Here is a 14044-nt window from a genome sequence, read left to right as displayed (position 1 = left end):
TACTAATTTTTCCGCCATCGATTTCTTCGGCCAATTTGTACTTTTTTGTGTGTCATTTCTTTGGGGCGAGAAGACGCGAGAGGAAGAATCTGTTTTTCCTCTTCAAAGTAACGCCCCTGCACACCATTAACACCCAACTGTAAAACCGTGTCGTACTCCTGCTTATTATCGACACCAAGAGCGATGACCTGTGTTTTTAACCCATCACACGCCCCTAACAGACTACGCACAAAGAGCTGATTCTCATGGCGCTGATCGATTTGTTTGATCAAACTGCGATGCAACTTTAGGTAGCTGATTGGTAGCTCTTTCAGATAATGAGTACTGACGATAGAACGCCCGGCCTGACCAACGACAACTTGGCACCCGATACCAGCAATCATTTTCACTACAGGACGCATGTAATCTAAGTGTTTCACTAATCGAGCTTCCACAAAATCAAAGCTTAACTGGCTTCTTTGCTCGGTGGTGAGTTGCAACAGCTCATCTCGAAACCATTTAAAATAGTTTCGGTCAGCAAAAGGAACAACATGGAGGTTGATAGAGTAACACATCGAATTGTCTGAAGCTTTCAAATGACAAAAGATTGACTGGATCGCAGCCCTATCCAATACCATCTCGTAGCCAACGGATTCCACAGCTGAATTAAAACGAGAGGCTTTAATCACCCCCTTTTCTGGATCATGAATTCTGGCAAATAATTCATGGTGTTCCAGATGTGTATCTTGCTGTTTATCAAGCAGATAACATGGCTGTGCAAATATATATAATCGCTCAGGAGTAATAACCTGATCAAACAACGTTCGCCAACGGACACTGCCACGTTCCGACTCCTGAGATACGTGCTTTTTAAATCGGCTCCAAGTGTTGATTCGCTGTAATTGCGCACTTTTCAGTGCTGTTTCTGCTTCGTCAATAATCCGTCCCCGACGCTCACCTTCTCGGTACATACTGACACCAATGTGAACCCAGTTATCTTTATCCAACAAATGGGGCGGCATAACGCGACTCAGCTGCTTTAGGCACTGTACCGCGATGGTGGAGACCTCTTTGCTAGACAAGTTTGGCGCAAAAATCGCGAAGTCAGAGCTGTAGTATCGAGAAAGGGTGACATCTGGGTAGCGCTGAATAACATTACTCAAGGCTTCGCCGACTTCGACGATAAAATCATTCGCATCTTTCTTTCCACACTCATCTTTGATGTGCGTCCAATCATCGATGCGTATCAACAGTACGCCTCCATGAGCGCCGTTCTCTGACAAAGATGTCTCTAACTTACTGTCAAACAGAACTCGATTGGCCGTCCCCGTCAATTGATCCAAAAACGTTTGGGTGCGGATAAACGTATCAAAACGACTGCGCTCCTGGCGGGCATCTTGCAATTCTTCAATCAGACGGTCTAACGCTTCACTGGCCGTAAATGGCCATTCTTGGCTATCCCCTTTGGCGTACTCTTCGACTCTGCCAGCCAAAATCATACGCCCCCTTTCTTCAAGCAATTCTGAACCAATCAGTTGTTTCTTCAGCCACTTAACACCTTGCATCAAACAAAAGATAACCAGCATGATGGCCAAGGTGACTGACCACAAGGCTTGCATTGAATAACCGTAGCCGATGTAAGGCGGCACAGCTTTAAAGCGGATACGATAACCTTGATTTCGCTCCAATGTATATTCGGTCTGGTATAGGAGGGACGGTGAGACTTTGGAGGCGGTATCTTTATAGCGATAGATGGTTCCGTAAGAAGAGACTAACTCCATCTCCACCACACTGGATGCCTGCAACATTTTGGGCATCCAAAACTGTAAAGAGTACGCAGCATCAGGATCTTCCATTTCTTTATCAACAACGGTCACAATCCCCTGCAATGAGTGCTCTAAGTACTCCTGCCCTAGACGCTTGAAGGACAGTGTCCCGCCAAGAAATAAAATAAACATGGCACTGACGACAATGACAGTGACAAAGGCGACGAGTCTGGTACTCAGTTTTAAGGTAGGGGTGTACCTCATAGGTGTGAAATTCCTTTTCTAAAGCGAATAGGTATCAGTGGGAGTTGCTCCCGATATATTATGGACACAAGAAAAATCACCCCCGTACATCCATTTCTTATAGGGTCATTTATTTCTCTAACTATATAAAAAAGCCGCGAAAATCGCGGCTTTTTTTCAGAACTATGAGCTTAGAATGGGATGTCGTCATCAAAATCCATCGGTGGCTCATTATACTGCGGCTGAGACTGTTGCGGCGCCTTCTGCTGTTGCTGCGGTGCATTGTACTGCTGCTGGGCTGGTTGCTGAGGCTGTCCCCAACCACCTTGCTGTTGCTGCTGGCCACCCATCGCTGGTGCGCCACCTTGAGCACGACCACCCAACATTTGCATCACACCATTGAAACCTTGTACAACCACTTCCGTGGTGTAACGGTCTTGGCCACTTTGATCTTGCCATTTACGCGTTTGCAGCTGGCCTTCAATGTAAACCTGTGAACCTTTGCGCAGGTACTCACCCGCCACTTCCGCTAACTTGCCAAACAGAGCCACACGGTGCCACTCTGTTTTCTCGCGCTGTTCGCCCGTTGCTTTATCACGCCATGTTTCAGACGTCGCAACTGTAATATTGGCCACAGCACTGCCGCTCGGCATGTAACGCACTTCCGGATCTGAACCCAGATTACCGACTAAAATAACTTTGTTTACTCCACGGCTAGCCATGTTTCGCTCCGTCTAAAATTTGAGTGTGAATGAAATAGCGCAATAGGATAACACGCTTTGCGTATAGGACAAACGCCCCAGCCTAGATTGTCGCTACTCAATAGGCTCTCATACACCCATCGAACTTTTTTACGAGAAAAATCAAACATTACTCGAGTGATAAAACGATAAATTACTCAAGCACATGAAACCAAACGCAGGGATTCAATCTCAAGTAGCGCTCGCCTGATAATTCAGTAAGCCTTACCTACGCCCTAATGGAATAGGAAGCTTAGGCATGAAAAGTAACTATATGAGAACTATCCACTTCTTATGCGAAGATAAAAACGTTCGCCATTCTCTCGTCGACAATATCGAAAAACGTATAGGTTTAGAGATCCCTTATCTTGAACCTGCAGAACTGATGTTAGCCCTGCAACGGAACAAGCATCGTATATTAATGATAGACCATCGCCATTATTTACAGTTGAACAACCAAATACGCTCCCTGCCGCTAGCCAATAAAGTGTTTGAAACCATCATCATTAATGTCGATAAACGGCTCACCACCGACGAAGTACTTAGTTTGGGGCATCTAAAAGGGCTGTTTTATGCAACAGACTCATTGGAGAACATCAGTAAAGGGTGCAGTGAAATTATTAATGGGGAAAACTGGTTACCAAGAAAAGTTTCGGCTCAATTACTTTATCACTACCGAACGGTCGTAGAGAGTCAATCCGCCCCAGCAACCGTGAACCTAACCACGCGTGAAATACATATATTGCGTAGTTTAATGACCGGAGCCTCAAATAGCCAAATTGCAGAAGACCAATTTATCAGCGAGTTCACCGTCAAATCGCATTTGTACCAGATATTTAAAAAGCTCAGCGTGAAAAACCGCGTGCAAGCTACTGCTTGGGCAAAGCAACATTTAATGTACTAACCACACTAAAAACTCCAAATTAAATATTTTTAGTGAATAGGTTCATGACCTATTCACTAAAAGCATGTTATTGTCGCCCGCAGTTAAATTACCAAACAAAAGTTATAGGGTTTAATTAACATGATTAAAAAGTGTCTTTTCCCTGCCGCTGGCTACGGTACACGTTTTTTACCTGCAACAAAATCCATGCCGAAAGAGATGATGCCCGTCGTCAATAAACCTCTAATTGAATACGGTGTTGAGGAAGCGATTCAAGCGGGTATGAATGGTATGTGTATTGTCACAGGCCGAGGCAAACACTCGATCATGGACCACTTCGACAAAAACTACGAGTTAGAGCACCAAATTAGCGGCACAAACAAAGAAGAGCTATTGGTAGACATTCGTGACATCATCGACAGTGCAAACTTCACTTATATTCGCCAGCGTGAAATGAAAGGCTTAGGTCACGCGATTTTAACTGGCCGCGAGCTGGTTGGTGACGAACCGTTTGCTGTCGTTCTTGCCGATGATTTATGCGTTAACGAAGAAGAAGGCGTACTGGCACAAATGGTCGCGCTGTTTAAACAGTTCCGTTGTTCTATTGTTGCAGTGCAAGAAGTCCCTGAAGACGAAACGCATAAATACGGTGTTATTTCGGGTGAAATGATCAAAGATGACATTTTCCGTGTTGACGACATGGTAGAGAAACCTGAGAAAGGCACCGCACCAAGCAATCTAGCAATCATTGGTCGCTACATTCTGACTCCAGATATTTTCGAGCTGATCGAAAACACCGAGCCAGGTAAAGGTGGTGAGATTCAGATTACCGATGCGCTGCTTAAACAAGCAAAAGCGGGTTGTGTGCTTGCTTACAAATTTAAAGGTCAACGTTTCGACTGTGGTAGCGTAGAAGGTTACATTGAAGCAACTAACTACTGCTTTGAAAACGTATACTTAAAAGACAGCAAGACGTCTGAACTCGGTAAACACGCGACCACGAAAGAGTCTTAAATACCGAAAGGAATTTTCTCTTAAAGGCCGCTATCAAAGCGGCCTTTACTGTTTTTTTATCCAGTATTTATTGAACATTTCTCACACTATGTAATACTTAGCCAACTTGTTTTACATTGAGCGATGATAATGGATAAGATTGAAGTTCGCGGTGCCCGCACACACAACCTCAAAAACATCAACCTTACAATCCCAAGAGATAAGTTGATTGTGATCACCGGATTATCCGGTTCTGGTAAATCTTCTCTGGCGTTTGATACTTTATACGCTGAAGGTCAGCGACGTTATGTTGAGTCTCTTTCTGCCTACGCCCGTCAATTTTTATCCCTGATGGAAAAACCGGATGTTGACCATATTGAAGGTCTATCACCAGCCATTTCTATCGAGCAAAAATCCACATCGCACAACCCCCGCTCTACCGTTGGTACCATCACTGAAGTCTACGATTACCTGAGACTTCTGTATGCCCGAGTAGGCGAGCCTCGCTGCCCTGAACACAAAGTACCACTGGCGGCTCAAACCATCTCTCAGATGGTCGATAAAGTGCTTGAGATGCCTCAAGGCTCTAAAATGATGCTGCTTGCCCCTATCGTCAAAGAGCGCAAAGGGGAACACGTCAAAACATTAGAGAACTTGGCTGCACAAGGTTTTATCCGTGCGCGCATTGATGGTGAAACCTGCGATCTTTCCGATCCTCCGACCTTAGAGCTTCACAAAAAGCATACCATTGAAGTGGTGGTTGACCGCTTTAAAGTCCGAGATGATTTGCAACAGCGCCTTGCAGAGTCGTTTGAAACGACGCTTGAGCTGTCTGGTGGGATCGCGGTCGTCGCACCTATGGACGGCAACGGAGAAGAAGTCGTTTTTTCTGCCAATTTTGCCTGCCCACACTGTGGTTACAGCATGCAAGAGTTGGAACCTCGACTATTCTCGTTCAACAACCCAGCAGGAGCTTGCCATACCTGTGATGGCTTGGGTGTACAACAATACTTCGATCCGGCGCGAGTGATTGTCGATGATTCACTGAGCCTAGCAGAAGGTGCCATCAGAGGCTGGGATCAGAAAAACTATTACTATTTCCAAATGCTGACCTCCTTGTCTGAGTATTATGGTTTTGATCTTCATGCGCCGTTTAAATCCCTGCCCAAGAAAATTCGCGACGTGATTCTTACCGGTTCAGGCCGAACTGAGGTGGAATTTAACTACATTAATGATCGCGGCGATATTCGCGTAAAACGTCATCCGTTTGAAGGCATTCTTAACACCCTGGAAAGACGTTACAGAGACACCGAGTCAAGCTCTGTACGTGAAGACTTAGCCAAATATATCTCAACCAAAACCTGTGATAGCTGTGATGGCAGCCGATTACGTTTAGAAGCACGCAACGTGTTTATCGCTGACACCACACTTCCTGAAATCGTTGAGCTGAGCATCGCCGATGCATTGAGCTTTTTTGCCTCACTTACTTTAGAAGGTCAACGCGCTCAAATCGCCGAAAAGGTGATGAAAGAGATCAATGATCGCCTGCATTTTTTGGTCAATGTTGGCCTCAATTATTTGAATCTGTCGCGCAGTGCAGAAACACTTTCTGGTGGAGAAGCACAACGCATTCGTCTCGCAAGCCAAATCGGTGCGGGTCTTGTTGGCGTCATGTACGTCTTGGATGAACCATCTATTGGCCTTCACCAGCGTGACAACGAGCGACTGCTAAACACCCTCACCCACCTGCGTGATTTAGGCAATACGGTATTGGTGGTGGAACACGATGAAGATGCGATTCGCATGGCCGACCACGTCATCGATATTGGCCCTGGTGCTGGTGTACACGGCGGTAATGTGGTTGCGGAAGGCACCATGAAAGAAATCATCGCCAATCCAAACTCTTTGACTGGACAATACCTCAGTGGCAAGAAAGAGATCGCTGTCCCGGACACTCGTACCCAACGAGACCCGAAAAAAGTCGTCGAACTGATGGGCGCATCGGGTAATAACCTGAAGGATGTAAACCTAAAACTGCCTGTAGGTCTGTTTAGCTGTATTACCGGGGTATCTGGCTCAGGTAAATCCACCTTAATCAACGATACCTTCTTTAAGATTGCTCATACGCAGCTCAATGGCGCTACAACAGCAACACCTTCGCCTTATAAAAAAATCAAAGGCCTAGAACACTTTGATAAAGTGATCGACATCGATCAAAGTCCGATTGGTCGCACGCCTCGCTCGAACCCAGCGACCTACACGGGCATCTTCACACCGATTAGAGAACTGTTTGCAGGGACTCAAGAATCCCGCTCACGTGGCTACAAACCAGGGCGATTCAGCTTTAACGTCCGCGGTGGGCGCTGTGAAGCCTGCCAAGGTGATGGTGTGATCAAAGTAGAGATGCATTTCCTACCTGATGTGTATGTCCCTTGTGACGTATGTAAAGGAAAGCGCTACAACCGCGAGACATTGGAAGTTCGTTATAAAGGCAAAACCATTGACGAAGTTCTCGAACTCACCGTTGAAGACGCGCGAGAGTTTTTTGACCCTGTGCCTGTCATTGCCCGTAAACTGCAAACATTAATGGATGTCGGTTTGTCTTACATCCGATTAGGCCAAGCCGCTACGACACTCTCTGGTGGTGAAGCCCAACGCGTCAAGCTGGCGCGAGAGCTATCAAAACGAGATACAGGCAAAACCCTGTACATTTTGGATGAGCCGACCACAGGACTGCACTTCCACGATATCCAGCAACTATTGACGGTACTCCACAGACTGCGCGACCACGGCAACACGGTGGTCGTGATAGAACACAACCTCGATGTGATAAAAACGGCAGACTGGATTGTTGATTTGGGTCCCGAGGGAGGTCAAGGCGGCGGTGAAATTGTTGCGGAGGGTACTCCTGAAGATGTGTCATTGGTCGAAAGTTCCCATACCGCACGCTTCCTTAAGCCTATGTTAAAATAACAAATAGTTGTAAAGTCACCAGGCCAGCGAAATCCATCGCTGGCCTGTTTTTAGGATTATTGAACCATGGCCACGATACATGTAGCTGGAACCAAACTAGCGCAGCCAACGCCCAAACTGCCATTAATCAAGCCATTCCTTTTCTCATTGGGTGCTGTGTTTATTCTGGCAATGCACTTCTTTATGCCCAACCCGGGAGGCTCTGGACTCGCCCTGTCTTTTAATCCAACAACCTGGCTCGTGCTGGGGATTGCCATTGCTATCGGGCTTTACCAAATTGGCACTCTGGGCATTCTGAGATACAACAAACTAACTATCGGCTTTTTTATTAGCTGCTTAGCGATAACAATACCCGTTGTATACCCAACCTCAGCTATTGAGCTAACAGTCGGAAAAATCGCGGGGTTATGGGCTGGCTACATCCTGTTTGTTGTCCTGCAACAGTTTCGTTTCAGTAACAAACAAAAACAACGTTTGCTCTGGTTTATCGCCATCGGGGTATTCATTGAGGCGATCTTGGGCTGGGTGCAATATTTGTTTCTCCAACCAGGCAACCCCCTGGGTTACGATACAGTGCAAAATAGACCATACGGCATTTTCCAACAACCGAATGTCATGGCAAGCTTCCTCACCACAGGTTTAGCAATCTCTGGATACTTACTGACGCGACAACGAGTGAAATACCAGTCAAAACTCAGTGAAATAGCGTTATTATACTTAATGCCTCTGGTGACAATCCCATTACTCATTGTCCTAGCTTCACGAACTGGCTGGTTAAGCGCCATCTTAGTGATACTTTTTACCCTCCCATACCTATTTCGCTTTGCGACTAACAAGCGCCGTTGGGGGTGGGTATTATCCGTCGTTTTAGGATTAGGTATCGGGCTCATTCCTTCTCTGCTCAGCTCTGACACGGCCACATTGTCAGAACAAAAGGTCAACTTAGAGAGCCCAAGACAATATACTTTCCCACAAACCTTAGACATGTTTATCGAGAAGCCATTTACGGGCTATGGCTACGGTAAATTTGAGTCTGAATACATTATTTACACAGCTAGACAGCACCAGTTAAATAACAACTACGAACCCGGCCTAGCATCGATGGATCACCCACACAATGAGCTGCTTTATTGGGGCGTAGAGGGCGGCCTATTGCCCCTTGTTGGGATACTGATTGCAGCAATACTGATCCTCTATCGTATTTACCAAACGAAGAAAGGAACCCGACTCGCTCTGTTTGCCCTGTTCATTCCGATCGTACTGCACACCCAGCTAGAGTACCCTTTCTACCACTCGGCGGTTCACTGGATCACCTTCATTATTTTGCTGTACTGGGTGGATCAGCGCGTGAATAAATACCGGATATTTACGCTCAGTTTTATCTCTCAAACGGCACTGCGTGTTCTGAGTTTACTGGTTCCGATTTTGCTCGGTTTTTATATGTTAAGTGCCCTGCATACAAACTATGTGTTGACGCAATTTGAGAGGTCTAACCCCAAAAACCCAGACATTCTTGATCAAGTCAGCAACCCCGTTGTTTGGAAAGATCGTTATAATTGGGACATTTATAGTACGTACTTGAATATTGGCTTATTCACGCAAGACGCCAAACTTATAGAGCCTTACATAAACTGGTCATTAGAGATCATCAAAGATAAACCAAGACCTGCGTTTTATAACAACCTTATTCTTGCTTACCAAGGCTTAGGAGACATGGAAAAAGCAGAGCAAATCCGCAGTGAAGCTCAATTTCTGTTCCCGAGACAAGATTTCTCTCAGGTCCAATATATTCCGCCTAATATCGATGCATTGAAGGCAGAAAATGAAAAACAGCCCTAGTGCGCTGATAACAAAAATGACAAAGGCGACTCATTGAGTCGCCTTTCTTATATTAACAACGGTACCTGAACCATTTATTGAGTCAGAGACTCCTCTAATGCGCGTAGACAGAGCGCGACATTTTCTGGACGAGCAGCATAGCCCATCAAGCCAATACGCCACGCTTTGCCTGCTAAGGCACCTAAGCCCGCACCGATTTCTAAGTTGTAAGTTTCCAATAGATGGCTGCGAACTTTTGCTTCATCAATACCATCAGGAACATAAATCGCGTTCAACTGAGGCAGACGAGACGCTTCATCCACCACAAATTTAAAGCCCAGTTTTTCTAAGCCCGCTTTTAACTTTTCATGCATATCACGATGGCGCTGAAACGCATTTTCTAGACCTTCATTTTTTAACATCAATAGCGCTTCATGCAGCGCATACAGGCTGTTCACTGGCGCTGTATGGTGGTAACTGCGTTTACCCTCACCACTCCAATAACCCAGCACGAGACTTTGATCTAAGAACCAACTTTGAACAGGGGTCTTACGTGATTGGATCTTTTCAATCGCGGCTGGAGAAAGCGTGACTGGAGAAAGTCCTGGCACACAAGACAAACATTTTTGGCTACCCGAGTACACCGCATCCAGTTGCCACTCATCCACCTTTAGCGGCACTCCGCCAAGTGACGTTACTGCGTCAACAATCGTCAGTACATTGTGTTGCTTCGCCAGTTTACCCAGCGCTTGTGCATCACTACACGCACCTGTGGACGTTTCTGCATGCACAAACGCCAGAATTTTTGCGTCTGGGTTTTCGTTTAATGCCTGTTCCACTTTCTCAACTGAAACGGGTTTGCCCCACTCATCGTCAACAACAACCGCAACACCACCAGCACGAATCACATTCTCTCGCATGCGTTCACCGAACACACCATTACGACAAACGATGACTTTTTCACCCGGTTCAATCAGGTTAACAAAACAGGTCTCCATTCCTGCACTACCCGGTGCTGACACTGCGATAGTGAACTCATTGTCCGTTTGGAACGCGTATTTAAGCAGTTGTTTAAGCTCATCCATCATACCAATAAACAAGGGATCTAGGTGGCCGACTGTCGGACGACTTAAAGCTTGTAATACTTGAGGTGAAATATCCGAAGGACCTGGTCCCATCAGAGTTCGATGAGGGGGAATGAAACTTTGAATCGTCATTGGCTTCTCCTTGAATTGTAGGCTGTCTTTTCTTGTAGTTATATCGATTTCATAAATCACCTTAATTCAAATCGGCATAAGCAGCAATTATTCCTAAGTAGGGTAGGCAGATTCGTGTCACTAACTTGTTACTTTAAATTGTCATTAAGTTACAAATTATCGTTGACAAGCGATATATAAAAACGTTCAATGCAAAACAGGTGGTGAATATTTATCCCACCAACGCCAGCTTTTAGAATAATTATTTGAAGTTGGTAGATTGCATTTTGCAGAAGAGGAGCACTACCCAGGTAGGTGTATTGTGGAGCCGCAACTCCAATACAATTCACTAAGGGGGAGTAGTGCCGAGGTAGGTCAAGATTGTGGTTTTGATCTGTCGGTTGACTTGGGTTGAGTCCCATCAACTGTCATCAGCGCAGACTGATGATGAGCTTCTGAGGTATACCGTACAAATATAAACCTCTCAATACGCTCATTTTCTCTTCAAATACAGCTTTGTATTACCGCAAAACATCGGATGTTGGATCCCATTAGGCAAGTACTAAAGTACGTCATTGGGCTCCTAACTGTCATTTTCAGGAAGTCGTGGGAGAAATGTTGTGAGCAATTTTAACGTTGCTAAATTTGGTGGAACCAGCGTTGCTAACTTTGAAGCAATGAGCCGTTGTGCCGCTATCATCGAATCAAATCCAAACACTAAGCTTGTGGTAAGCAGTGCTTGCTCAGGAGTGACGAACCTATTGGTTGAGTTAGCCAATGGTGTGCAAGATCAAGCGCGCCGCAGCCAGATCCTCCAGCAACTCGCAGACATTCATGATTCGATTCTGAATCAACTCAAAGAGCCATCTGAAGCGGCGAACCAAGTCTACGGCATACTAGATACCGTCACTAGCCTCGCGGAAGCGGCTTCTATTCAAGCGAGCACTAAACTCACCGATCACTTGGTCGCTTGTGGCGAGCTCATGTCGACGCATATTCTGACTCAGTTGATGAAAGAGCGCGGTATCAACGCAACACGCTTTGATATTCGAGATGTACTAAAAACGGATAGCACTTTCGGTAAAGGTGAACCCGAACTGGAAACCATCGCTGGCCTTGCACAGCAATCCTTGGTGCCGCTTTGCAATGAGTTTGTCGTCGTTACTCAGGGCTTCATTGGTTCGGATGAAGAAGGCAATACGACAACTCTGGGACGAGGTGGCAGCGATTACAGTGCCGCGCTAATCGCCGAAGCCGTACAAGCTTCGGGATTAGAAATTTGGACCGATGTTCCAGGGATCTACACCACAGACCCACGCATTGCACCAAAAGCGTCACCGATTCCGGAAATCAGCTTTAGTGAAGCGTCAGAGATGGCGAACTTCGGTGCGAAAATCCTGCACCCTTCCACGTTAGTGCCTGCACTGCGTCATGACATCCCGGTGTTCGTCGGTTCATCCAAAGAACCAGAGAAAGGTGGCACTTGGATTCGACACAAGGTGGGAAGCTCTCCCTTATTTCGTGCGCTGGCTCTGCGTTGCAACCAAACCATGGTTACCTTACGCAGTGCAAAAATGTTCCACGCTTACGGTTTCTTAGCCAAAGTATTCGAAATATTGGCAAAACATAAAGTGTCGGTCGACCTGATCACCACCTCAGAGATCAGTGTGTCGTTAACCTTAGATCAAACGGACACCGCTGGTGGTGCGCCACAGTTACCAGAAGCCGCGCGCTTAGAGCTCGAAGAACTGTGTACCGTGGAGGTTGAACACAATCTATGCTTGGTCGCACTAATCGGTAACAATATGAGTGAGAGTAAAGGCTATGCAAAACAAGTATTCGGCACGTTAGAAGACTTCAACTTGCGTATGATTTGCTATGGTGCAAGCCCGCATAACCTGTGCTTCCTTGTGCATGAATCCGTCTCTAAACTGGCCATTCAGAAACTGCATAAAGAACTGTTTGAAGAGTAGAAAACAAAAAAGGTTGGCTACCGAGCCAACCTTTTACTTTCAAGTCATTTGGATGCGGTTACTCGCCCGCGACTTTCATCGACTCAAGCAAGATAGACCCCGTCTGGATCTGTGAGCGTGTTTCCACGTCACTGCCTACAGCCACGATCTGGTTGTACATATCTTTGAGGTTACCCGCGATGGTAATCTCTGATACTGGGAATTTAATCTCACCATTTTCAACCCAAAAGCCTGCTGCGCCACGAGAATAGTCACCTGTAACGATATTAACGCCTTGGCCCATCACTTCTGTCACCAATAGACCTGTACCCAGCTCTTTTAGCATTTGTTCAAAGTTTTGCCCGGTAGACTTCACGTACCAGTTGTGGATACCACCCGCATGACCTGTTGGTGTCATATCCATTTTACGCGCCGCATAACTCGTCAATAAGTACGTTGCTAATACGCCGTCAGTAATGATTTTACGGTCTTGTGTGAACACGCCTTCGCTATCAAATGGACTCGACGCCAACCCGCGTAAAACGTGTGGACGCTCAGAAACATTGAACCACTCTGGGAGAATTTGCTGCCCTAATTGATCCAGCAAAAACGATGACTGACGATAAAGATTCCCACCACTGATGGCCATCACAAGGTGGCCCAACAACCCTGTCGCTACATCGGCCGCAAACATCACTGGGTATTGCCCTGTTCTGAGTTTTTGTGCATCCAAGCGATTGATCGTCTTCTCACCCGCCGTCATACCGACAGTTTCAGGCGTCCAAAGCTCATCTTTGTGGCGGGCAACTGTGTAGCTGTAGTCACGCTCCATCTCACCATTAGCACCTTGACCAATCACACAGCAGCTAATGCTATGACGGCTAGACGCATAACTGCCCAACAGACCATGGCTGTTGCCGTAAACTTTTAATCCGTAGTGACTGTCGTAACTACCACCATCACTCTGTTTGATCTTATCACTGTAAGACAACGCATGCTCTTCCGCTGCGATCGCAATTTCCGCGGCATGATCAGGATCTGGCGTGTCCGGGTGGAACAGGTCCAAATCAGGGATCTCTTTGACCATTAACTCTTTCGGCGCTGGACCTGCATAAGGATCTTCAGAAGTGTATTGAGCAATATCCAACGCAGCACGCACGGTTTGTTGGATGGCTTTTTCACTCAAGTCCGACGTAGACGCGCTGCCTTTGCGCTGACCACGATATACCGTAATGCCTAACGCACCATCGCTGTTAAATTCCACATTCTCTACTTCGCACATACGAGTAGACACACTCAATCCCGTTGTCTTGGTGATTGCTACTTCTGCGCCATCGGATTTCTCTGCGGCCATCTCAAGAGCTTTGGCTACGGCGGCTTCTAGCTCAACGCGCTGTTGAGCAATTTGCTGTCTTACGTCCATATCAACTTAATTCAATGAGGTCTTTGTACTCTAGGATAACAAGAATTTCGCTTTCTCCCCACGATTCTTGTTAAAATA

9 protein-coding genes and 1 riboswitch are annotated in these 14044 nt (G+C 46.2%); of the genes, 5 read left to right on the top strand and 4 right to left on the bottom strand.

What is annotated here, in order from left to right:
• Positions 1-2: 2 nt before the first annotated feature.
• Both csrD and VNE01S_RS12105 read right to left on the bottom strand, forming a co-directional pair.
• Entirely contained in the window at positions 3-2009 is a 2007-nt protein-coding gene (gene csrD, locus VNE01S_RS12110; protein ID WP_053396361.1) for an RNase E specificity factor CsrD, read from the bottom strand.
• A gap of 170 nt (positions 2010-2179) precedes the next feature.
• Positions 2180-2710 carry a single-stranded DNA-binding protein gene (locus tag VNE01S_RS12105; RefSeq protein WP_053396360.1) on the bottom strand — a complete coding sequence of 177 codons (531 nt, stop codon included), beginning with the start codon at positions 2708-2710 and terminating at the stop codon, positions 2180-2182.
• A 277-nt stretch (positions 2711-2987) separates the two neighbouring features.
• Between VNE01S_RS12105 and VNE01S_RS12100 the strand changes: the two genes are divergently transcribed.
• The 4 genes from VNE01S_RS12100 (at position 2988) to VNE01S_RS12085 (ending at position 9416) form a co-directional block, all read left to right on the top strand.
• The gene (locus VNE01S_RS12100) at positions 2988-3632 is read left to right on the top strand and encodes a LuxR C-terminal-related transcriptional regulator (protein ID WP_053396359.1); all 645 of its coding nucleotides are present in this window, start codon (positions 2988-2990) and stop codon (positions 3630-3632) included.
• A gap of 120 nt (positions 3633-3752) precedes the next feature.
• Positions 3753-4625, top strand: coding sequence for a UTP--glucose-1-phosphate uridylyltransferase GalU (gene galU, locus VNE01S_RS12095; protein ID WP_053396358.1), 873 nt, complete (start codon positions 3753-3755; stop codon positions 4623-4625).
• 129 nt (positions 4626-4754) lie between these two features.
• Entirely contained in the window at positions 4755-7577 is a 2823-nt protein-coding gene (uvrA, locus tag VNE01S_RS12090; protein WP_053396357.1) for an excinuclease ABC subunit UvrA, read from the top strand.
• Between the two features lie 66 nt (positions 7578-7643).
• Entirely contained in the window at positions 7644-9416 is a 1773-nt protein-coding gene (locus tag VNE01S_RS12085; protein WP_053396356.1) for a PglL family O-oligosaccharyltransferase, read from the top strand.
• Positions 9417-9490: 74 nt separating this feature from the next.
• On the opposite strand, the gene VNE01S_RS12080 is transcribed toward VNE01S_RS12085, so the two are convergent.
• On the bottom strand, positions 9491-10612 hold the full coding sequence (locus VNE01S_RS12080) for a pyridoxal-phosphate-dependent aminotransferase family protein (protein ID WP_053396355.1): 1122 nt from the start codon (positions 10610-10612) through the stop codon (positions 9491-9493).
• 264 nt (positions 10613-10876) lie between these two features.
• A riboswitch (Lysine riboswitch) is annotated at positions 10877-11054 on the top strand.
• 157 nt (positions 11055-11211) lie between these two features.
• Between VNE01S_RS12080 and lysC the strand changes: the two genes are divergently transcribed.
• Positions 11212-12564, top strand: a complete 1353-nt coding sequence (gene lysC, locus VNE01S_RS12075) for a lysine-sensitive aspartokinase 3 (RefSeq protein ID WP_053396354.1) — start codon at positions 11212-11214, stop codon at positions 12562-12564.
• Between the two features lie 58 nt (positions 12565-12622).
• Here the strand turns inward: lysC and pmbA are convergent, their stop codons facing one another.
• Positions 12623-13966, bottom strand: a complete 1344-nt coding sequence (gene pmbA, locus VNE01S_RS12070; protein WP_053396353.1) for a metalloprotease PmbA — start codon at positions 13964-13966, stop codon at positions 12623-12625.
• Positions 13967-14044: the final 78 nt, after the last annotated feature.

The sequence above is a fragment of the Vibrio nereis NBRC 15637 genome (assembly GCF_001591105.1).
Lineage (GTDB): Bacteria > Pseudomonadota > Gammaproteobacteria > Enterobacterales > Vibrionaceae > Vibrio > Vibrio nereis.
The sequence above is the reverse complement of the archived record's forward strand: the minus strand, read 5'-3'. Positions and strand labels throughout refer to the sequence as shown.